Source organism: Streptomyces sp. WAC 01529, assembly GCF_003945545.1.
Lineage (GTDB): Bacteria > Actinomycetota > Actinomycetes > Streptomycetales > Streptomycetaceae > Streptomyces > Streptomyces anatolicus.
Map to the genome: position 1 here is coordinate 3,200,679 of NZ_CP029617.1, position 21,159 is coordinate 3,221,837.

Consider the following 21,159-nt stretch of genomic DNA (forward strand, 5'->3'; position numbering starts at 1 on the left):
CTTCCCTTCGGTATTTCGTGTTTCCAACCTTACCAGATCCGTTTTCCGTTCCGTTTCCGGTTCGGATTTCATTTCCGGTGGCCGTTGGAGGGCCTTTGCCTTTCGGCTGATCCGACTTTATCAGAAGCTTTCGGCCGGACTTACCGGCTTCAGTTCCGATTGATCGGGGGTGGCTTCTCAATTCGATGTAATTCGAGAAGCAAGCAGACTTTAAACCGCCGCCACCGGACTTGTCCAGTTCTAGGCAACTGTTCGAATCTACCTCCCCAGTCCTTCCGTGTCAACGGTTTTTCCGGGGCGAAGAGGAGACTAGCAGCTCCTGAGGGCCCTACGCACATCACGCTGCGGTCGGGGCGGAGGCGCTGCGGTCGGTCCGGTCCAGGTCGCCCGTTTCGCCCGCTCGGGCCGCCCTGCCGCCCAAGACGAAGACGTAGGCGAGGAACGCCAGCTCGGCGGCGATTCCGATGGTGATGCGGGCCCAGGTCGGCAGGCCCGAGGGGGTGACGAAGCCTTCGATGGCGCCCGATACGAACAGGACCAGTGCCAGGCCGATCGCCATGCCGAGGGCTGCTCGGCCCTCCTCCGCCAAGGCCGTGCGGCGGGTGCGGGGGCCGGGGTCGATGAGGGTCCAGCCGAGGCGCAGGCCTGTGCCGGCCGCTACGAAGACGGCTGTCAGCTCCAGGAGGCCGTGCGGCAGGACCAGACCGAGGAAGGTGTCGAGGCGGCCCGCCGAAGACATCAGGCCGATGCCGACCCCGAGGTTGAGCATGTTCTGGAAGAGGATCCACAGGACGGGGAAGCAGAGGAAGGCGCCCAGGACGAGGCACATCGCGGCGGCCTGGGCGTTGTTCGTCCAGACCTGGGCCGCGAAGGATGCCGCGGGGTGGCTGGAGTAGTACGACTCGTATTCGCCGCCCGGGCGGGTCAGCTCGCGCAGTTCACTGGGGGCGGCGATGGAGGACTGGACCTCGGGGTGGGTGGCGATCCACCAGCCGATGAGTGCCGCGAGGGCCGTCGAGAGCAGTGCGGTGGGGACCCACCAGTGGCGGGAGCGGTAGACCGCCGCCGGGAAGCCGTGGGCGAGGAAGCGGGTGACGTCTCTCCAAGAGGCGCGGCGGGTGCCCGTCACGGCGCTACGCGCGCGTGCCACCAGATGTGTCAGGCGTCCGGTGAGCTGTGGGTCCGGTGCGCCGGACTGGATCAGGGAGAGGTGGGTGGCGGTGCGCTGGTAGAGGGCGACGAGTTCGTCGGCCTCGGCGCCGGTGAGGCGGCGTTGGCGGCGCAGCAGGGCTTCCAGGCGGTCCCACTCGGCTCGGTGGGCGGACACGAAGACGTCGAGGTCCATCGGGTGGCTGCTCCTCGTACTGCGGCGCGTGGCTGCTCAGCTTGGCAGACTGGCCAGTCCTAGGGCAGGGCGGGGAAGGGCGGCAGGCGTGAGTGAACTGGTGACTGGTGAGGCGGTGGCGCTCGAGCTGCGTCCCGCGAAGCTGCCGAGCCGGATGCTGGCCTTGCTGATCGACATGGCCGTGGCGTGGGCGGTCTATCTCGCGGTGACGGTCGGGGTCGTCGCTTCGACCTCTTCGTTGGACGACGCCGCGGCCGCCGCCGTCGCGGTCGCCGGCTTCGTACTCATCCTGGTCGGCGGTCCGATCGCGGTGGAGACGCTCAGTCATGGGCGGTCGTTGGGGAAGCTGGCGTGTGGGCTGCGGGTGGTGCGGGATGACGGGGGGCCGATTCGTTTCCGGCACGCGCTCGTGCGGGGGGCCGTCGGGGTCGTCGAGATTCTGATGACGTTCGGGGTGGTGGCGTGCATCGCGTCGTTGGTGTCGGCGCGTGGACGGCGGCTCGGGGATGTGTTCGCGGGCACCTTGGTCGTACGGGAGCGGGTGCCTGCCGGGCGGACCGCCTCTGTGCCTCCGCCGCCTCCCTGGCTGATGGGGCGGTTCTCCGGGCTCGATCTGTCCGGGGTCCCTGAGGGGCTGTGGCTTGCGATCCGCCAGTACCTGACGCGGATGGGGCAGTTGGATCCGCAGGTGGGCTGGGCGATGGCGGAGCGGCTGGCCGGTGATCTGGCGGAGCGCACGGGAGCTCCGGCGCCGCAGGGTGTGCCGCCGGCCGCGTATCTGGCAGCCGTCGTGCATGAGCGGCAGGCGCGGGATGTGCGGAGGGCCTTCGGCGGGGAGGCGGGGGGCGCTGCCGGGCATGCGACGGCGGGGGGCGCCGGTGGACATGTGGCGGCGGGTGTCGGTGGTGGACATGTGGCGGCGGGGGCCATTCCGGATACACCGGCTCCGGGCTTCGCTGCTCCGGGCTCGGCCGCTCCAGATTCTCCGGCTTCGGGTTCTGGCGCTCCGGATTCTCAGGCTCCGGGTTCTGCCCCTCCGGGTTCACCGGTTTCGGGCTCCGCCGCTTCGGGTTCTCCCGCTCCGGGCCCCGTGTCGCCGTCGGGCGGGCGCGGGGGTGAGGAGTCCGCTCCTTCCGCGACAGGGTTCGTACCGCCTGCCTGACCGGTCCGGGATGGGCCGGGGTGTCAGGCGAAAGTCGACGGTGGGGTTTCCAGGTGCTCAAGCTCGATGCCGGGGGCCGCGAGGACGACGTCGCCGGTGAGGTGGACCGCGTGCTGTTCGCCGGTGTCCAGGGCTGTGACCTGGTATTCCTCCACGATCAGGGGGCCGTTGTCAGTGGCGTGTGCTTCTCTTTTCAGCAGGGCCCAGGACTGGTCGAGGGTGCGGGGGGCGAGGACCGGGTCCGTGAAGGCGACCAGGCGGATTCGGGTCGCGGGGGCGTCGGGGGTCAGGCGGAGCAGCCGGGCCGTCGCGATGAGGAAGGCGGGGGATGTGCCGGTGAAAGCGTGGGCGGGCGCGTTGTCTTCGGTGGCATGGGCGCCGGTGGGGTCGGTGCGGACCCAGGTCACGCCGTTGAGGGCGGCGGCGCGGACCTGCCAGTCCCCCACGTGCAGTTCGAGACGGATGGGGCGGCCGCGGTCGTCGAGTGCGAGGTCGACGGAGCCCGCGGCGGTGCCTGAGGGGGAGGTTCGTTGGGAGACGTAGCGCCAGCCGGAGGGGCCGGGTGCGCAGTGGAAGTGTTCTTCGCCGAGGGGGGTGCGATCGTGCGGATCATGGAGCGAATAGCGGCCGCGGGGCATGGGCTTGGGTCCTCGGGTCAGTACCTGCGGTGAGCGGTGGGGTCGGTCCGGACCGGCCGGTGCCGCTCCCAAAGGGGCAGGCCCCCGCCGGGGGGGGGCGAGGGCCTGCTGAGGTGGGGCTGACCGGTGGCCGGTCGGCGGTCAGTAGCGGTAGTGGTCGGACTTGTACGGGCCCTCGACCTCGACACCGATGTACGAGGCCTGCTCGGGGCGGAGCGTCGTGAGCTTCACGCCGAGCGCGTCGAGGTGCAGACGGGCGACCTTCTCGTCCAGGTGCTTGGGGAGCACGTAGACGTCGGTCGGGTACTCCTCCTGCTTGGTGAACAGCTCGATCTGGGCCAGGGTCTGGTCCGCGAACGAGTTGGACATCACGAAGGACGGGTGGCCGGTGGCGTTGCCCAGGTTGAGCAGGCGGCCCTCGGAGAGCACGATGAGGACCTTGCCGTCGGGGAACGTCCACGTGTGGACCTGCGGCTTGACCTCGTCCTTGACGATGCCGGGGATGGCGGCGAGGCCCGCCATGTCGATCTCGTTGTCGAAGTGGCCGATGTTGCCCACGATCGCCTGGTGCTTCATCTTGGCCATGTCCGAGGCCATGATGATGTCCTTGTTGCCCGTGGTCGTGACGAAGATGTCGGCCTTGTCGATGACCTCGTCGAGCGTCGTGACCTGGTAGCCGTCCATGGCCGCCTGGAGGGCGCAGATCGGGTCGATCTCGGTGACGATGACGCGGGCGCCCTGGCCGCGCAGGGACTCCGCGCAGCCCTTGCCCACGTCGCCGTAGCCGCAGACGACGGCGGTCTTGCCGCCGATGAGGACGTCCGTGGCGCGGTTGATGCCGTCGATCAGGGAGTGGCGGCAGCCGTACTTGTTGTCGAACTTCGACTTGGTCACGGCGTCGTTCACGTTGATCGCCGGGAACAGCAGGGTGCCGTCGCGGTGCATCTCGTACAGGCGGTGGACGCCGGTCGTGGTCTCCTCGGTCACGCCGCGGATCTCCGAGGCGAGCTGGGTCCACTTCTGCGAGCCCTCGGTGATGGTGCGGTTGAGGAGCTCCAGGATGACGCGGTGCTCGTCGTTCTCGGCGGTGTCGGGCGAGGGGACCTTGCCGTCCTTCTCGTACTCGACGCCCTTGTGGACCAGGAGCGTGGCGTCGCCGCCGTCGTCCAGGATCATGTTCGGGCCGCCGGTGGGGGTGTTCGGCCAGGTCAGCGCCTGCTCCGTGCACCACCAGTACTCCTCCAGGGTCTCGCCCTTCCAGGCGAAGACCGGGACGCCCCGGGGGTCCTCGGGGGTGCCGTTCGGGCCGACGGCGATGGCCGCGGCGGCGTGATCCTGGGTGGAGAAGATGTTGCAGGAGGCCCAGCGGACCTCGGCGCCGAGGGCGACCAGGGTCTCGATGAGCACGGCGGTCTGCACGGTCATGTGCAGGGAGCCGGTGACGCGGGCGCCGGCGAGGGGCTGGCTGGCGGCGTACTCCTTGCGGATCGCCATCAGGCCGGGCATCTCGTGCTCGGCGAGGGTGATCTCCTTGCGGCCGAAGGCGGCGAGGGAGAGGTCTGCGACCTTGAAGTCCTGGCCGTTGGGCCGGCCGGTGGTGGTGGCAGTCGTCATGAGTGAGCTGCTCCTCGTGGGGTTGGTCGAGGGTGGACATGGCTGACCTGCGGCGTCGGGTACAAGGGTGCACCGACGCGCGCAGCGCAGTCCGTCGGAGGCCCTCTCTCCCTCGGCCGGTCCGTGCGCGGACCGCCCGACCGCCATCAGCAGCGACGTCTGGCTCAGTCATCCAAGCTACACCGGTCGGCCCAGCGAGCCCCAGCCCGCCTCTGGTCATGGAACTCCGGCGGATAGGCAGTCAGACCCGGACGTTATGGGACCTTTGCGCTTTTGATCCTGCGCGGACGTGTTGCAGGATGCCTAGGGATCGGGAACATATGCGCGATCTCGGTTTTGACGAAGGCGTGAGGAGATCCAAGTGACCAGTCCGGCCGACCCGCCCATGGGCGGCGACAGCGGTGGGCAGAAGAGGCCGAAACTGCTCGCGGTGACCGCGTGCCCGACCGGCATCGCCCATACGTATATGGCGGCGGAGAAGCTCTCGCAGGCGGCGGAGCGTCTCGGGGTCGAGATGAAGGTGGAGACGCAAGGTTCCATCGGGGCTGAGAACGTCCTCTCTGACAACGATGTCAGAGACGCCGACGGCATCATCATCGCGGCGGACAAGGATGTGGACCGCAGCCGTTTCGTGGGCAAGCGGGTGCTGTCCGTCGGGGTGTCCGAGGGCATCAGCCGTCCGGAGCAGCTGATCGAGCGGGTGCGGAGCGCGCCCGTGCACGGCGGTGACGGGGGCGGCGGACCCGAGGCGTCGACCGGCGGTGGCGGTGGGGGCGGCCGGGAGCGGAGCATCGCGTACAAGGCGCTGATGAACGGTGTCTCGTACATGATTCCGTTCGTGGTGGTCGGTGGTCTGCTGATCGCGATCTCGCTGGCGCTCGGCGGGGATGCCACGTCGAAGGGGTACGTGATCCCGGAGGGGACCTTCTGGGCGCACGTCAACGCCATCGGGGTCATCGGGTTCACGCTGATGGTGCCGATCCTGTCGGGGTACATCGCGTACGCCATCGGGGACCGGCCGGCGCTGGTGCCGGGCATGATCGGCGGGTGGATCGCCAACACCGGTGAGCTGTACGACTCCAAGGCGGGGGCGGGGTTCATCGGGGCGATCGTGACCGGTTTCCTGGCCGGTTATCTGGTGGTGTGGATCAAGAAGGCCAAGGTCCCGAAGTTCGTCCAGCCGATCATGCCGATCATCGTGATCCCGATCCTCGCGACCACGGCGCTCGGACTGTTCTTCATCTACGTCATCGGCAAGCCGATCTCGTGGGTCTTCGAGCATCTGACCGACTGGCTCAGCGGCATGACCGGGACCAGCGCGATCCTGCTCGGCGCGATTCTCGGACTCATGATCGCGTTCGACATGGGCGGCCCGGTCAACAAGACCGCGTTCCTCTTCGGTACGGGGCTCATCGCGACCGGCAACCAGACCGTGATGGGCATGTGCGCGGCGGCCATCCCCGTGATGCCGCTCGGGCAGGGGCTCGCCACGCTGATCCGGCGCAAGCTGTACTCGGAACAGGAGCGCGAGACGGGCATGGCCGCGCTGTTCATGGGGTTGTTCGGGATCTCGGAGGGAGCGATTCCGTTCGCTGCCGCGCGGCCCGCGCAGGTCATCCCCGCCAACATGCTCGGCGGCGCGGTCGCGGGTGCCGTCGCCGGTATGGCGGGCGTCGAGGACGCGGTGCCGCACGGCGGGCCGATCGTGGCGGTGCTGGGTGCGATCGGTGGCGTACCGATGTTCTTCGTGGCGGTCGCCGTCGGCACGGTCGTCACCGCGCTCGCCACGGTCACGCTGGTCGACCTCAGCGAGCGCAAGGGGCGGGGGGCCTTGCCCGTCGGCGACCGGGTCGGCGGGCCCGAGCCGGCGCTCGCAGGGGCCGGGGTGGCCTCGGGTGGCGCGGCGGTCGCGGGCGGGGCGACGGTCGCGGGCGGGGCGCTGCGGAAGGAGCCGTCGGCTCGGCCTGCGGCTTCGGATTCCGCTCCGGCTTCGGCTCCGGATTCCGCTTCGGCTCCGGATTCCGCTTCCGCTTCGACTTCGGCCGACGCACCCGAAGTCCTCTCCGGCTATCTCACCGAGCGGACCGTGAAGGTCCAGCTGGCCGCCCGTGACAAGGATGCGGCGATCCGGGAGATGGCCGCGCTTCTGGCCACCACGGGCAGGGTCAACGACGTGGAGGAGCTGGTGCGGACCGCGCTGCGGCGCGAGGAGCAGGGCACCACCGGGCTCGGTGAGGAAATCGCCATTCCGCATGCCAAGACCGACGCCGTGGACGCGCCCGTCGTGGGGTTCGCCCGGTCCGCGGAGGGTGTCGAGTGGGGGTCGCTCGACGGTACGAAGGCCAAGCTGATCTTCATGATCTCCGTACCGGAGGCGGCCGCCGGGGACGAGCATCTGCGGATCCTCGCGCTGCTTTCGCGGAAGCTGATGGACACGGGGTTCCGGGAGCGGCTGGTGGCGGCGCCGGATGACGCCGCGATCCTCGACGTGCTGCGTGAGGTCCAGTAGGGCCCGTGGTCATCTCCTCATGTACGTCGATGGGGCCCCGCACCAGCAAGGTGCGGGGCCCCATCGACGTACGTACGAGAGCGAGGTCAGTGGGCGCCGGGCGACTTCGCGGGGTTGGTGCCCTCGGCTGCCGCCGACTCGCTGAAGATGTCCGGTTCGAGGTAGATCACGCGGGCGATCGGGACCGCGGCGCGGATGCGGTCCTCGGCGGCGTTGATCGCGGCGGCGACCTCCGCGGCGGTGTCGTCGTGCTGGACGGCGACCTTCGCGGCGACGAGCAGTTCCTCGGGGCCGAGGTGGAGCGTGCGCATGTGGATGACCTTGGTGACCGTGTCGCCGTCGACCAGGGCCTTCTCGATCTTCTCGACCTGGTCGACGCCGGCGGCCTCGCCGAGCAGGAGCGACTTGGTCTCCGCGGCGAGGATGATGGCGATCGCGATGAGCAGGACGCCGATGCAGAGCGTGCCGATGCCGTCCCAGACGCCGTCACCGGTGGCGAGGGCGATGCTGACGCCGCCGAGGGCGAGGACCAGGCCGACCAGCGCGCCGAGGTCCTCCAGGAGGACGACCGGCAGCTCGGGGGCCTTCGCGCGGCGGACGAACTGCGTCCAGGAGAGGTTGCCGCGCAGGAGGTTGGACTCCTTGATGGCGGTGCGGAAGGAGAAGGTCTCCGCGATGATCGCGAACACCAGGACACCGACGGGCCAGTACCAGTGCTCGATCTCGTGCGGGTCCTTGATCTTCTCGTAGCCCTCGTAGATCGCGAACATGCCGCCGACCGAGAAGAGGACGATCGAGACGAGGAAGGCGTAGATGTAGCGCTCGCGGCCGTAGCCGAAGGGGTGTTGCGGGGTCGCCTCGCGCTGGGCCTTCTTGCCGCCGAGGAGCAGCAGTCCTTGGTTGCCCGAGTCCGCGAGCGAGTGGACGCTCTCGGCGAGCATCGAGGACGAGCCGCTGAAGATGAACGCGACGAACTTCGCCACCGCGATCGCGAGGTTCGCGGCGAGTGCCGCGACAATCGCCTTTGTTCCGCCTGACGCGCTCATGAGTGCCGGGGGTCCCTTCGCCTTCGTGTGTGCCGGGCCATCGCTGGTGAGAAGTGCTTTGCCCGCCCTTTGCGGTGGGTCATTGTTGCAGCACGGGAGGGTGCCGGCGCGTCAGGCCACCACAGTGGCCCGGAAAACCGTGCCCACTCCGGACACTTCGGCCTTTTCCCCTGCGGGGACGAATGCGGACTGACCGGGTGTCAGGGTCAGTTCGCCCGCGCGGACCGTGCCCGCGGTGCAGAGCAGGATCTGCGGGGTGGTGGCGGTGAGGTCCTGCGGGGCCGCGCCCTCGGGCAGGACGAGACGGGAGAGGCGGAACTCGTCGATCGGGGTCTCGTACACCTCTTCGCCCGCGGGTGACGCCTCGGGGCGCAGGACGCCGGGGTCGCTCGCCTCGAAGCGGACGACGCGCAGGAGTTCGGGCACGTCGACGTGTTTGGGCGTCAGGCCGCAGCGCAGGACGTTGTCGGAGTTGGCCATGATCTCGACGCCGAGGCCGTCGAGATAGGCGTGCGGGACGCCGGCGCCGAGGAACAGGGCCTCGCCGGGCTGGAGTCGTACGTGGTTGAGGAGCATCGCCGCGATGACGCCCGGGTCGCCGGGGTAGTGGTGGGCGAGGTCGGCGTACGGGGCGTAGGCGCCGCCGAGGCGCTGGGCGGCGGCCGTGAACGCGGTGACCGTCTCGGCCATCTGTTCGGGGTCGGCGCTCAGCACGGCCGTCAGGACCTCGCGCAGGGCGGCTTCTTCGGGGTGGGCACGCAGCAGGTCCACGTACGGCTTGAGGGAGTCGACGCCGAGGGCCTCCAGGAGGTCGGCGGTCTCGCCGGGGGCGCGGAAGCCGCAGAGGCCGTCGAACGGCGTGAGGGCGCAGATCAGTTCGGGTTTGTGGTTGGCGTCCTTGTAGTTGCGGTTCGGGGCGTCCACGGGGACGCCGCGGCGCTCCTCGTCGGCGTACCCCTCCTTCGCCTGCGCGAGGTCGGGGTGCACCTGGAGGGAGAGCGGGGCGCCCGCGGCGAGGATCTTGAAGAGGAAGGGCAGGCGCGGGCCGAACTTGGCGACCGCCTCCGGGCCCAGCTCGCGCTCCGGGTCCGCCTCGATGACCTCGTTCAGCGCGCCGCGCTCGGTGCGCGAGGGCGCGCCCGGGTGGGCGCCCATCCACATCTCGGCCTGCGGATCGCCGCTCGGCTCGACGCCGAGGAGCTGGGCGAGGGCGGTCGTGGAGCCCCAGGCGTAGGGGCGGATGGTGTTGGTGAGGCGGTCCACGGAGGGGGTCTCCCTTGCTACTGCTGCGTACGCGAATTCTGGGCTGCGGCCCTGACCGGCGCGGGCGCGGTCCGGTGCCGGGCCCTGACCGGAGCGATCCGGTGCCGGGCCGTGTCCGGAGCGGTCCGGTGCCAGGCCCTGACCGGAGCGGTCCGGTGCCCGGTCATGATCGGCCCCCCGAGGCGAGCGCCAGGTAAACGGCGGCGAAATCCGTGACGGCGATCAGCTCCGCGAGCGCCTCCAGCTCGTCGCCCGACTCCGGCTCCAGCTCGCTGAGCGCCACGTCGTGGCCGTGCGCCAGCTCGCGGGCGGCCGGGGCTGCCGAGAGGCCTCCGGCGTCGACCGGGCGGTCGCGGAGCAGCACCACGCGCGCGCGGAGGGCGGCCTGGTCGTCGACGCGGTCGCGGAAGAAGTCGTCGGTGTCGTCGCCGCCCCCGGGGTTGCCCGCGAGGAGCGCGCCGTGGGCGGGCAGGGCCTCGGGCAGCTCGCAGGCGAGCGCGGCGTGCCCGGCCAGCTCAGCGAGGGTGGCGGCGAAGCGGCGGCCCGCGGCGCCCGCGGACTGGCCCTCGGTCCAGATGAGCGGGAGCGCGTCGGCCAGCTCGGCGGCGAGCGTCTTGGCGGGGTTGCTGTACGTGGAGATGGCCGGGCCGCAGCGTTCCGCAACCCGGTCGAGGCGGTCGGCGACCTTCTGGAGGACGTCGACGGGGGCGGCGATCAGACCGGTGCGGTCCAGGAGCACGAGGAGCGGGACGAGGAGCGCCCACAGGGTGCAGGGAGCGCCGGACGCGGCCTCGTCCTCCACGCGGCGTGCCTCGTACGAGCCGGAGTCCCGGTCGGCTCCGTCGTGCACGCCTTCGTACGCGCCGTACGGCGAGGTGGCCAGGGGGACGGTGAGGCCGTGGCTGCCCTCCACGCCCTCCGCGAGGGGGGTGCGGGCGGGGGCGACGGCGACGACCGTGCAGCCGCGGCGGTACGCCTGTTCGGCGAGGAGGGTGAGGCCCGGTTCGGTGCCGTCCGGGGTGGCGATGAGCAGCAGGTCCACGGGGCCGACCCAGCCGGGCAGCGCCCAGCGCAGGGCGCCCGCGGCGGGGGCGACGCCGGTCGGGGCGAGCCGCACGACGGGGCAGCCCGCTCCGGCGAGGCCGTCGAGGAGGTCCGCCACGCAGACGGCCGCGGTGCCCGGGCCCGCGATCAGGATGGCGCGGGGGCGGCCGTCGGGCTTGAGGTCCGTCAGCCCCGCCTCCGTGGCGTGCCGGATCGCGGTGCGGACGCGGGCGCCCGCTTCCGCCGCGCCCCGCAGCAGTCCGCGGCGGTCGGCGCGGGCCAGCGCCTCGGGTTCGTCGAGCAGCGACTCGTCGAGCATGGGGGTGAGGCCTCCGATCGCCGTGCGCGGCTTCGCGCGCGCTGCTGGGTCGTGCCGGGGCGGGTGCCCTTGCGCGGGTGCGCTACCCGGGTCCCCTGCGCGGGGTGTGCCGAGCGGGACGCCTCTGCGCGGGACGCCCCTGCGCGGGGGTGCCGTCAGGCGGGGCGGCGGGCCTCGTCGACCAGGAGGACGGGGATGCCGTCGCGGACCGGGTACGCCAGGCCGCACTCCTTGGCGTCCGCCGTGCAGATCAGCTCGGTCTCCGTCTCCTTGAGGGGGGCGTGGCAGGCCGGGCAGGCGAGGATCTCCAGGAGGCCGGCTTCGAGCGCCATGGGGTGGGTCCCTTCGAGCTGATGTGGTGAGGTTTCGCGGTTCTGTGAGGCGGTGGCGCGGCCTCGCGGTGCGGGACGCTGCGGGCCCTGCGGGTGCGGGGCTCCCAGGCCCCGTGGATGCGGGCGCCGCGGTCCCCGCGGGGTGCGGGACGCCGCGGTGCCGCCTCACAGGATGCGGCCTGGTCAGCGTACCTCCGTGCGAGGCGGCCCGTGGGGGCGTCAGCCGCGGATGATCGCGAGGGCCTCGTCGCGGGCCTTGGCCATCGTGGCCTCGTCCCGCGCCTCGACGTTGAGCCGCAGCAGGGGCTCGGTGTTGGAGGCCCGGACGTTGAACCACCAGTCGGCGGCGGTCACCGTCAGGCCGTCCAGCTCGTCCAGGGTGATGCCGTCCTGACCCTCGTACGCCGTCTTGATGGCGGCGAGGCGGGCGGTCTGGTCGTCGACCGTGGAGTTGATCTCTCCGGAGCCCGCGTAGCGGTCGTACTGCGCGACGAGGCCGGACAGCGGGCCGTCCTGCTCGGCGAGGGCCGCCAGGACGTGGAGGGCGGCGAGCATGCCCGTGTCCGCGTTCCAGAAGTCCTTGAAGTAGTAGTGCGCGGAGTGTTCGCCGCCGAAGATCGCGCCGGTGCGCGCCATCTCCGCCTTGATGAAGGAGTGGCCCACGCGCGTGCGCACGGGCGTGCCGCCGTTCTCCTTGACGACCTCCGGGACCGACCAGGAGGTGATCAGGTTGTGGATGACCGTGCCCTTGCCGCCGTGCTTGGCCAGCTCGCGGGAGGCGACCAGGGCGGTGATGGCCGAGGGGGAGACCGGGTCGCCGTTCTCGTCGACCACGAAGCAGCGGTCCGCGTCGCCGTCGAAGGCGATGCCGAGGTCGGCGCCCTCCGCGCGCACGCGCTCCTGGAGGTCCACGATGTTGGCCGGGTCCAGGGGGTTCGCCTCGTGGTTGGGGAAGGTGCCGTCCAGCTCGAAGTACATCGGTACGAGCTCCAGGGGCAGGCCCTCGAAGACGGTGGGGACCGTGTGCCCGCCCATGCCGTTGCCCGCGTCGACGACGACCTTCAGCGCGCGGTTGGCCCTCAGGTCGACGAGGCCGCGCAGGTGGGCGGCGTAGTCGGTGAGGGTGTCGCGCTGGGTGAGGGTGCCGGGGGCCGCCGCGTCCTCGGGGCCGCCGGAGGCGAGCCAGCCCTCCACGAGGGCGCGGATCTCCGCGAGGCCGGTGTCCTGACCCACCGGGGCGGCGCCCGCGCGGCACATCTTGATGCCGTTGTACTGGGCGGGGTTGTGCGAGGCCGTGAACATCGCGCCCGGCAGGTCCAGCGCGCCCGAGGCGTAGTACAGCTGGTCCGTGGAGCAGAGCCCGATCTCGGTAACGTCCACGCCGCGTGCTGCCGCCCCGCGCGCGAAGGCCCGCGAGAGGCCGGGCGACGAGGGGCGCATGTCATGCCCCACGACGATCGCGTCCGCCGCCGTGACCTGCGCGAAAGCAGCGCCGAACAGCTCCGCGAGCGATTCGTCCCACTGGTCCGGGACCACCCCGCGAACGTCGTACGCCTTCACGATCTGGGACAGATCAGCAGTCACGGCCAACCCTCTCTGCAAGCTCTGCGAGTGACGTCGGTACGTCGGTCACCCCACGTCGGTCGTCCCAAACTACCCGCAACCACCGACAACGAACTCGTGCGTCGATCAAGCCGCGATCCGGCCCCTGCTCACGGCAGCATCCAGCCGAGCACCGCCGTGCTCTGCCCCACCACGATCAGGCACATCACGAGGAGCAGACCGAGGCTCCACGGCAGCACCTTGCGCAGCAGGTCGCCCTCCTTGCCCGCGAGTCCGACGGCGGCGCACGCGATCGTCAGGTTCTGCGGAGAGATCATCTTGCCGAGGACGCCGCCGGAGCTGTTGGCGGCGGCGAGCAGTTCCGGAGAGAGCCCGGACTGCTGAGCGGCCGTCACCTGGAGCGCGCCGAAAAGGGCGTTGGCGGAGGTGTCGGAGCCGGTCACCGCGACGCCGAACCAGCCGAGCACCGGTGACAGGAAGGCCAGGCCCGCCCCCGCGGCGGCCACGTAGTGCCCGATCGTCGCCGCCTGACCGGAGAGGTTCATGACGTACGCGAGCGCCAGCACGGAGGTGACGGTGAGGATCGCGAAGCGCAGTTCGTGCACGGTGGCGGCCCATTCCCGTACCGCCACGCGCGCGTGCACCCCGATGACCGCGGCCGTGAGGGCCCCGGCGAGCAGCACGAGCGTGCCGCCCGTCGACACCAGCGGCAGCGAGAAGACGTTGCCGCCGACCGGATCGCCCGAGGGGTCGGTGACCTCAAGGAAGGGCCAGTCGAAGGTGCGGGTGGCCTTCGTGAGGAGGTCCTTGACGGCCGGTATCTGCGCGAGGGAGAAGACGGCGACGATCAGGGCGTAGGGGGCGTAGGCGCGCAGCACCTCGGGGCGCGGGTCGTCGTGGTCGAGGTCCTCACTGCGTACGCCCGTCAGGACCGCGGCGCGTACGGGCTCGGTCGCCGGCCTGCGGGCGTGCGGCACCGCCACCAGGGCGCCCGCGCCCGCCAGGGCCGCCCCGATGTCGGCGAGCTGCGCGGAGACGTAGTTGGAGGCCGCGAACTGGGCGGCGGCGAAGGCGGACCCGCACGCGAGCGCGGGCACCCAGGTCTCGCGCAGCCCGCGCCGCCCGTCGACGAGGAAGACCAGGAGCAGCGGTACGACGAGGGCGAGCAGCGGGGTCTGGCGGCCGACGACCGTGGCGACGGTGTCCAGCGGGATGCCGGTGACCTGAGCCAGCGTCACCACGGGTGTGCCCATGGCTCCGAAGGCGACGGGCGCGGTGTTGGCGACGAGGGCGACGACCGCGGCGCGTACGGGGTCGAAGCCGAGGGCGACGAGCATGACCGCGCTGATCGCGACGGGCGCCCCGAAGCCGGCGAGCGCCTCCAGGAGCGCCCCGAAGCAGAAGGCGACGACGAGCGCCTGGATGCGGGGGTCGTCGGAGAGCCGCCCGAAGGAGCGGCGCAGGATGTCGAAGTGCCGGGTGCGGACCGTCATGCGGTACACCCACAGGGCGTTGACGACGATCCACATGATGGGGAAGAGCCCGAAGAGGGCCCCTTGCGCGGCGCTGGAGGCGGTCTGGCCGAGCGGCATGCCGTACGCGAGCCAGGCGACGAGGACGGCGACCGCGAGGCCGATGAGGCCCGCCCGGTGCGCCTTCATGCGGACGGCGCCGAGGAGGACGAGGACGGTCAGGAGGGGCAGGGTCGCGACGAGTGCGGACAGGCCGAGCGAGTCGGCCACGGGCTCCAGTTGCTGCACGAACACGGAACGCCTCCCGGCTGTGGGGTGGCGAAATCGTCACGGCCCCGACGGAGGAACGTCAACGTGCCGGAGGGCGAGGATGGCGAAGATCCAGTGAAGGGCCGTCAGGAGCGCGGCCCGCTCAGGAGCACGGCCCGCTCAGCACGAGCGCGGCCCGTTCGGCGCCAGGAGCGCGGCCCGCTCAGGAATCGGGGGAGCGCAGCACCCGGAGGTGACCGCGCCGCGCGACCTCCATCGGGTCCGCCGAGCGCCGCCCGCTTCCGCCCGCCTCGGCCGCGCGCTCCTGGGGGCGTGCGGCCTCGCGCACGGCGTTGGCGAGCGCTTCGAGGTCGTCGCCGGAGGGGCGGGCCGGACCGGAGGCGTCGGCGAGCCGGACGACCTCCCAGCCGCGGGGCGCGGTCAGGCGCTCGGAGTGCTCGGCACAGAGGTCGTAGCAGTGGGGTTCGGCGTAGGTGGCGAGGGGGCCGAGGACCGCGGTCGAGTCGGCGTAGACGTACGTCAGCGTCGCGACGGCGGGACGGCCGCAAGCGGTGCGCGAACAGCGACGTACAGGGCTCACGACGTTGGACGGTACCGCACTCTTGAGCGGGCCGCGACGACTCTCCACGAGGTCACTCCCCCGTGTCGTGCGGTGATCCTCGAACCGGTGGGCCGCGAGGGCGCGGCGTTGACCTGCGCAGACGCCAGTGACCAGAGGGGCGGGTGGTGTTGAATCCGGTCACCACATGGCGGGAATCAGGTCATTTGGCGCGAGATCGACGGTCCGGAGCGATATGGAATCGAGTCCAAGCCTGGCCGGAACGGTCAGGAAGCGACATGGCGCGCACCGCGCGGAAAGGGTGATTCCGAGGACTACGCTTCGTCAGTGATGGACGACCCCGTACAGCCGATGGACGACCCCGTGCAGCCCCCCTCCGCAGACCCGAGGCCCCGCCGCCGCGACCGCCACGGCCGGGGCATGCGCGGCCCCGTGGCGCCGCCCCAGGTGCCGCTCTCCGCGAGCCGCGCGGAGGCCTTCACGGACCTCGTGCAGGACTCCGTGGAGCGTCTTGAGCGGCGCTGGCCGCAGCTCGCGGAGATCGAGTTCCTGGTCCTGGAGGTGCCGCCCCTGGGGGGTCCCGGCGGGCCCGACGGGGAGTGGCAGGACGAGGCGGTGCCGCTCGGCGGCTCCCTCTCGGCGTCCGAGGGGCGGCCCGCCCGCGTCGTCATCTACCGCCGCCCCGTGGAGATCCGCACCAAGGGGCGCGACGAGCGCGCCGCCCTGGTGCACGAGGTGGTCGTCGAGCAGGTCGCCGATCTGCTCGGCCTCTCCCCGGACTCGGTCGACCCGCGCTACGGCGACGAGGACTGACGGACGGCGGCACCTACCGCTGCAGCACTGACGCACGGCGGCGCCTACCGCTGCAACACCGTCAGATCCCGCTCCGCCTCCGGCACCGCCACCGTCCCCCGGTCGTCCGGCAGCGTCTGGACGGTGAACATCGGGACGCCGTCCTCGGGCAGCGCCAGCATCCGCGACCCGTAGACCTCGCCGCCGGACAGCGGCTCCACCGTGAGGGCGTAGGCGCCCTTCAGGCCGGCCGGTACCGGCGGCCTTGTGACCTCCAGGGTCGTGCCGCCCTTGACCGTGTACGTCTTCGTGGCGGGCGTGCCGCCCTCGGTGCCGGGTGAGGCCGTGACCTTCACCTTCGCCGACTTGCCGGGGGCCACCAGGGAGAGCGTGGAGCCCTTGGCGCGGTTGTCGGCCACTGTCGCGCGCGTGCCCGCCGCGTCCGTCGCCGGGATGAACGCCGTCTCCTGGGCGCTGCCCTTGCCGCGGGTGACGTGCAGGGCGGCCACCACGGGCACCGCCTTGTCGGTCGGCGAGAGCAGCAGCGAGGCGGCCTCGCCCTTGGTGACGTCACCGAGGTCCACGGCGGCGGTCATACCGGCCTTGACGTGGAGGTTCTCGTGTCCGGCCGGGGTGATCGTGCCGGTCGGCGAGGCGAGCTGGAGCTTCAGGTCGGCGTCGTCGGAGCCGGGTGCGAAGGCGACCAGGCGCACCGAGGTGGCGTCCTTCGGGATGCCGGGCAGCACGGCCTCGGGCGCGGGGTCGGCGGTGGCGGGCAGCCAGTCGCCGCCGAGCTTCTCGTCGGAGGACTGCACGGCGGCCGCGACCCGGCCGCTGCGCGCGGTCACATGCATCGTGAGGTTGGTGTACTGCTTGTCGGCGAGCGTGGAGAGCAGCACGGGCACGCTGGAGTGCGGCTGGACCTGGATGGCCTCGCCCACCTGGGAGGTGACCTCGCCGTCCGGGCCGAACAGCTCCACGTCGACGACGGCCGCGGAGTCGTCGGGGTTGGTCAGGTGGATGTAGTCGCTGCGGCCCTTGGCGGTGCTCGCGGCCGGGAACCAGAAGTCGGTGTCGGGCGCGGTGCAGTTGGTGCCGTGCGCGCCACGGCCGGCGCCCGCGGAGTACGTCGTGGTCTGCTGCACGGTCCAGCCGGGGGCGAGCGCGCCGTCGGCGGTGCCGATGAGCGCGGGTGCCTCGGCGCCGGACTCCTCGCCGCCGACCGTCTCGCCCGGCTTCTTCTGGGTCAGGAAGGGCTTGGTCTCCTTGCCCTTGGCGCCCTCTTGCGGAGCGTCCGTCAGCTGCTTGAGCACGGGCACCAGTTCGGCCTTGCCCGTGCTCGCGGCGCCGCGCGACTTCGGGGTGAAGGCCGTGTACGAGGTCTCCGCGAGGTCGGAGGCGCTGGGCACCGGGCAGAGCAGGCTGGTGCGCTCGACGGGCAGCCGTGCGGCGGCCTTCGCGGGGGCGCCGCCCTTGTCGTCGGGCCCGCTGGACGCGGCGTACCCGGTGACGGCGCCGAGCGCGACGACCACGGCGATCAGGGACTGGGTGGTGCGGTTCACTGCTGGCTCCCGTCGGGGCGCTCGCTGTCGGTGGCGCGGGGCGGCCGCGGGGGCGGCGGGGGCGTCGGCGGCTGCTGCTGTCCGTACGGGCCCTCTCCGTAGGACTGGTCGTACTGCTGCCCGCCTCCGTAGACACCGCTCGCTCCTCCGTAGGAGGCGTACGGGTCGTACTGGCCCTCCTGGGGGGCCTCGGCCGGGTAGGCCGCCTGTTCGTAGGAGCCGGGCGGGTAGGTGCCGTCCTGGTACGGGGCGTTCTGGTACTCGCCCTGGTACTGCTGTTCGGCTCCCGCGTGGGCGGGTTCCTCCCACGCGCCGTACGACTGCTGCTGCGGAACGGCCCCCAGGGGCTCCTCCGAAGGAGGCGGCGGCACGTCCTGGCCCGCGTCCTGCGCGGCCTGCTCGCTCTGGGCCCGCAGCCTGCGCGCCCTGCGGCCCTCGCCCTCGACCGCCTGGGCCGGGACGACGGGCTCCTCGGGGAGGTCGTCGTCGACGTCGCGGCGGCGCCCGGGCAGCGCGAGGACCACGAGGACGAGGGCGAGCGCGCCCTGCGCCCACAGCCAGGCGGTGTGGCCCACGGGGGCTTCGTAGGTGACGTCGAGCCGGCCGCCCGAGGTGGGCAGTTCGAAGCCCTGCGCCCAGCCGTCCAGCGTGGTGCGGGTCAGCGGGCGGCCGTCGAGGGTCGCGGTCCAGCCCGGGGCGGCGGAGTCGGCGAGCCGCAGCACGCGGCCCGCGTCACCCGCGGGGATCTTCGTGTGCAGCTCGACGGGGCCCGCGGCGACCGGCTCCGGGTCGCCGGTCTTCGGGACGATGGCGGCGCGGGAGACCTGCCGGTCCACGCGCCACAGGGCGCTGCCGTCCTCCTGGCTGAGCCGGGTCAGGCCGGGCGTGGCGTCCAGGGTGCGGCTCATCTGGCGGGGCGCGCCCTCGCGTACGAGGACGTAGCGCACGGCGTAGCCGCCGAGCTGGTCGGCCTGGTCGGCTCCGGAGCCCGCGACGAGCCGGGCGACGATCTTGTCGAGCCTGTCGTCGGGGCCCGCGGCGGCGGCCAGTTCGGCGTCACCGAGCCGGGCGCCCGATCCGCGTACGAGCGTGTAGGCGACGTCGGCCGCCGACTCGCTGTCGAGGACGAGGGTGCGGGCCTGGTCCTGGGTGCCGCTCTCCTCCGCGACGAACGCGGGCACCTGGACCGGATCGCGCCGCTCCAGGGGGCCGTCGGCGCCGCGGATCATCCATCCGGCGGCGAGGAGCAGCGGCCCGGCCGCGGCGGCGAAGGCGATGAGCGCGGCGACCGGCTGGCGCCAGCCGAAGCTCTGCTCGGCGACACGCGCGCGTGCCCCGTCGGCGCCGAGTGCGGCGGCGGCGAGGAGCGCGATGCCGTAGGCGAGGGTTGCGGGGCCCGCCCACGCCGAGCCGTTCGACAAGACGGCGAAGACCAGGGAGACCAGGGCGGCCGTCCAGGCGGTGCGGACCGCGAGCTGCCGCTCGGTGCGCAGCAGGGCGCCGAGGGCGGCGAGGACGATGCCGGTGAGCAGCAGTCCGTGCACGGTGCCGGGGCCGCCGGGGCTGGTGCCGAGCAGGTCGAGCGCGCTGGCGGAGCCGGTGCCGAACTCCAGGCCCGCTTCCTTGAAGAAGCCGAAGGGCAGCAGCGTCAGCGACCACGGGGCGAGCATGAGCAGCGGGGTGCCGAGCGCGGCGAGGAAGCGCGGTCCGTAGCCGGTGATGTCGCGGCGGCGCAGTACGAGCAGGGCGAGGCCGAGCACCAGGGCGATCGGCCAGACGACCGGCGTGAAGGCCGTGGCGAGGGTCAGCAGGAGCGCGTACGCCCATGTGGCGCGCCAGGTGCCGCGGGCGCTCCCGGAGGCCGTCAGACCGGCGGCCGCGGCGCCCGCGCGCGCGATGAGCGGCAGCAGGACGGCGAGGACGGCGGTGCCGATGCGGCCGCCCGCGAGCGCGCCGGTGGCGGCGGGCAGGAAGGCGTACGCGACGGAGGCCCAGGCGCGCAGCAGGCGGGAGGTGACGAGCGGGCGGGAGGCGAAGTACGCGGCGAAGCCTGCCAGCGGCACGGAGCCGACGAGCAGCACGGTGACGGCGAGTCCGGTGGAGCCGAGGAGCAGGCTGGACAGGGCGGCGACGAGCGCGAGATACGGCGGCGCGGTCTCGGTGCCGCCCGTGCCGACGGGATGCCAGCCGTCCAGGTAGCGCGCCCACAGGCCCGAGGAGTCGGCGGGGGCGGGCAGCAGCGCGCCGCCCGCGAGCGCCCCGCCGCCGAGCAGGGCGCGGCAGGCGATGAGCGAGACGAACAGGAGCACTACGAAGAGCATCGGTCCCGGTTTGCGGGCGATGCGCTTGAGGCGGGCGAACTGCTCGATCTCCAGGAAGTCGGCGTCGTCGCCGCCGGGCCCGGACTCGACGGCGCCGTGCCGTCCCGCTCCCGCGGGGGCCTCGGGGTCGGAGCGGCCGACGAGGCTGCCCGCCGCCTGTTCGACGGTGGCCCGCACGGTGGCGCCGGGCGGCGGGAACAGGGCCCGCGTCTCGCCCGCGTCGAGCACGGACTTGCCGCGCTGTTTGCGGGCGGCGAGGATCCGCCCCGGCCGCAGCAGTGTGGCCAAGAGGCCCGCGATCTCGTCGAGGGCCTGGCCGGGCGCCTTGCCGAGGAGGTAGGTGACGGTGCGCAGGAGCGTGCCGAAGACGAGGCGGAAGAGCACCCAGGGCAGCACGGCCGTACGGGCGTTGGCGAGCAGGGTGTAGGCGGCGCCCGCCTTGTCCACGCGGTGCGGCGAGGTCGCCGTGCGGCCGACGCAGTCGACGGTGCGGCGCTCGCGCGAGGACGCCTCCGCGTGCCGGACGACGGCGTCGGGGGCGACGAGGACGCGGTGTCCCGCGGCGTGCGCGCGCCAGCACAGGTCGACGTCGTCGCGCATCAGCGGCAGGTAGCGGTCGAAGCCGCCGAGCTGTTCGTAGACATCGCGGCGGATGAGCATGCCCGCGGTGGAGACCGAGAGCACGGGCCGTACGTGGTCGTGCTGGCCCTGGTCCTGCTCGCGGCGGTCCAGGCCGGTCCAGCGGCGGCCGCTGTTGGCGATGGAGACGCCGACTTCGAGCAGCTGTCTGCGGTCGTACCAGCCGCGGAGCTTGGGGCCGACGACGGCGACGTCCTTGCCAAGATCGTGTTCGTTCTCGACGGCGCGCAGCAGTTCGGCGAGGGCGTCGGGCTCGGGCGCGCAGTCGTCGTGGAGCAGCCAGAGCCACTGCACGGGCTCGCCGTGCGGCAGGTCCGGCAGGTCGTACGCCTCGTCGCGCCAGGACCGGCTGACCGGGTCCCAGCCGCTCGGGCGCTTGAGGTACGGCAGCTCTTCGGGGGTGGGCGTCCCGGCGCCGCGGACCGCCTCGTCGACGGCGGTGCCGAAGCCGGAGCGGCGGGCGAGGTGCAGCACGCGGTCGGGGCCGAGGGCCTCGGTGAGCAGGCGGGCGGAGTCGTCCGCGCTGCCGGTGTCCGCGGCCACGGCCTGCTGCACGGGCCGCTCCTGGCCGAGCAGCCCCGCCAGGGCGTCGGGCAGCCAGCGGGCGCCGTCGTGGGCGACGAGGACGGCGGTCACGACGTGCCGCGGGAACTCAGGGGCGGCAGCGTCGTGAGGGGCTGCCGAGTGGTTGTGCACGGACATCGAGGTA

At 72.4% G+C, this 21,159-nt stretch carries 15 protein-coding genes; 3 read left to right on the forward strand and 12 right to left on the reverse strand.

Annotation, left to right across the window (positions count from 1 at the left end):
• Window positions 1-337 precede the first annotated feature (337 nt).
• Window positions 338-1,345, reverse strand: a complete 1,008-nt coding sequence (locus tag DMA15_RS14305) for a stage II sporulation protein M (RefSeq protein WP_125513130.1) — start codon at window positions 1,343-1,345, stop codon at window positions 338-340.
• An 88-nt stretch (window positions 1,346-1,433) separates the two neighbouring features.
• Here DMA15_RS14305 and DMA15_RS14310 point away from each other — a divergent pair, with 88 nt between their 5' ends.
• Window positions 1,434-2,507, forward strand: coding sequence for an RDD family protein (locus DMA15_RS14310; protein ID WP_206302732.1), 1,074 nt, complete (start codon window positions 1,434-1,436; stop codon window positions 2,505-2,507).
• Between the two features lie 23 nt (window positions 2,508-2,530).
• Here the strand turns inward: DMA15_RS14310 and DMA15_RS14315 are convergent, their stop codons facing one another.
• Complete coding sequence (locus DMA15_RS14315) at window positions 2,531-3,145, reverse strand: hypothetical protein (RefSeq protein WP_125513131.1); 615 nt, start codon at window positions 3,143-3,145, stop codon at window positions 2,531-2,533.
• Between the two features lie 141 nt (window positions 3,146-3,286).
• Entirely contained in the window at window positions 3,287-4,759 is a 1,473-nt protein-coding gene (gene ahcY, locus DMA15_RS14320; RefSeq protein WP_125513132.1) for an adenosylhomocysteinase, read from the reverse strand.
• 361 nt (window positions 4,760-5,120) lie between these two features.
• Between ahcY and DMA15_RS14325 the strand changes: the two genes are divergently transcribed.
• Window positions 5,121-7,268: a fructose-specific PTS transporter subunit EIIC gene (locus DMA15_RS14325; protein ID WP_125513133.1), complete on the forward strand. Its 2,148-nt coding sequence runs from the start codon at window positions 5,121-5,123 to the stop codon at window positions 7,266-7,268.
• A gap of 86 nt (window positions 7,269-7,354) precedes the next feature.
• Here DMA15_RS14325 and DMA15_RS14330 read toward each other — a convergent pair whose 3' ends face one another.
• From DMA15_RS14330 to DMA15_RS14360, 7 genes are all read right to left on the reverse strand, one after another.
• A complete protein-coding gene (locus tag DMA15_RS14330) occupies window positions 7,355-8,314 on the reverse strand; it encodes a cation diffusion facilitator family transporter (protein ID WP_125513134.1) in 960 nt (319 codons plus the stop codon).
• 111 nt (window positions 8,315-8,425) lie between these two features.
• Window positions 8,426-9,577 carry a mannose-6-phosphate isomerase, class I gene (manA, locus tag DMA15_RS14335; protein ID WP_125513135.1) on the reverse strand — a complete coding sequence of 384 codons (1,152 nt, stop codon included), beginning with the start codon at window positions 9,575-9,577 and terminating at the stop codon, window positions 8,426-8,428.
• 163 nt (window positions 9,578-9,740) lie between these two features.
• Window positions 9,741-10,940 carry an SIS domain-containing protein gene (locus tag DMA15_RS14340; RefSeq protein ID WP_125513136.1) on the reverse strand — a complete coding sequence of 400 codons (1,200 nt, stop codon included), beginning with the start codon at window positions 10,938-10,940 and terminating at the stop codon, window positions 9,741-9,743.
• 155 nt (window positions 10,941-11,095) lie between these two features.
• Window positions 11,096-11,272, reverse strand: coding sequence for a Trm112 family protein (locus tag DMA15_RS14345; protein ID WP_125513137.1), 177 nt, complete (start codon window positions 11,270-11,272; stop codon window positions 11,096-11,098).
• A gap of 219 nt (window positions 11,273-11,491) precedes the next feature.
• The gene (locus DMA15_RS14350; protein ID WP_125513138.1) at window positions 11,492-12,856 is read right to left on the reverse strand and encodes a phosphomannomutase/phosphoglucomutase; all 1,365 of its coding nucleotides are present in this window, start codon (window positions 12,854-12,856) and stop codon (window positions 11,492-11,494) included.
• Between the two features lie 128 nt (window positions 12,857-12,984).
• Entirely contained in the window at window positions 12,985-14,601 is a 1,617-nt protein-coding gene (locus tag DMA15_RS14355; RefSeq protein ID WP_125513139.1) for a lactate permease LctP family transporter, read from the reverse strand.
• A gap of 178 nt (window positions 14,602-14,779) precedes the next feature.
• A complete protein-coding gene (locus tag DMA15_RS14360; RefSeq protein ID WP_125513140.1) occupies window positions 14,780-15,205 on the reverse strand; it encodes a DUF3499 domain-containing protein in 426 nt (141 codons plus the stop codon).
• Between the two features lie 282 nt (window positions 15,206-15,487).
• Here DMA15_RS14360 and DMA15_RS14365 point away from each other — a divergent pair, with 282 nt between their 5' ends.
• Window positions 15,488-15,949 (forward strand): metallopeptidase family protein, encoded by a 462-nt coding sequence (locus tag DMA15_RS14365; protein ID WP_125517780.1) that lies wholly within the window; start codon window positions 15,488-15,490, stop codon window positions 15,947-15,949.
• A gap of 44 nt (window positions 15,950-15,993) precedes the next feature.
• On the opposite strand, the gene DMA15_RS14370 is transcribed toward DMA15_RS14365, so the two are convergent.
• Together DMA15_RS14370 and DMA15_RS14375 are read right to left on the reverse strand one after the other, a co-directional pair.
• On the reverse strand, window positions 15,994-17,490 hold the full coding sequence (locus tag DMA15_RS14370) for a DUF5719 family protein (RefSeq protein ID WP_125513141.1): 1,497 nt from the start codon (window positions 17,488-17,490) through the stop codon (window positions 15,994-15,996).
• Window positions 17,487-21,152 carry a glycosyltransferase family 2 protein gene (locus DMA15_RS14375; protein ID WP_125513142.1) on the reverse strand — a complete coding sequence of 1,222 codons (3,666 nt, stop codon included), beginning with the start codon at window positions 21,150-21,152 and terminating at the stop codon, window positions 17,487-17,489. The genes DMA15_RS14370 and DMA15_RS14375 overlap by 4 nt, the downstream gene beginning before the upstream one ends.
• Window positions 21,153-21,159 lie beyond the last annotated feature (7 nt).

Excerpts from the sequence above, each read along its gene's own strand:
- DMA15_RS14305 (WP_125513130.1), bottom strand. The coding sequence starts at position 1,345 with ATGGACCTCGACGTCTTCGTGTCCGCCCACCGAGCCGAGTGGGACCGC.
- DMA15_RS14315 (WP_125513131.1), bottom strand. The coding sequence starts at position 3,145 with ATGCCCCGCGGCCGCTATTCGCTCCATGATCCGCACGATCGCACCCCC.
- ahcY (WP_125513132.1), bottom strand. The coding sequence starts at position 4,759 with ATGACGACTGCCACCACCACCGGCCGGCCCAACGGCCAGGACTTCAAG.
- DMA15_RS14330 (WP_125513134.1), bottom strand. The coding sequence starts at position 8,314 with ATGAGCGCGTCAGGCGGAACAAAGGCGATTGTCGCGGCACTCGCCGCG.
- DMA15_RS14340 (WP_125513136.1), bottom strand. The coding sequence starts at position 10,940 with ATGCTCGACGAGTCGCTGCTCGACGAACCCGAGGCGCTGGCCCGCGCC.
- DMA15_RS14345 (WP_125513137.1), bottom strand. The coding sequence starts at position 11,272 with ATGGCGCTCGAAGCCGGCCTCCTGGAGATCCTCGCCTGCCCGGCCTGC.
- DMA15_RS14365 (WP_125517780.1), top strand. The coding sequence starts at position 15,488 with ATGGACGACCCCGTGCAGCCCCCCTCCGCAGACCCGAGGCCCCGCCGC.
- DMA15_RS14375 (WP_125513142.1), bottom strand. The coding sequence starts at position 21,152 with ATGTCCGTGCACAACCACTCGGCAGCCCCTCACGACGCTGCCGCCCCT.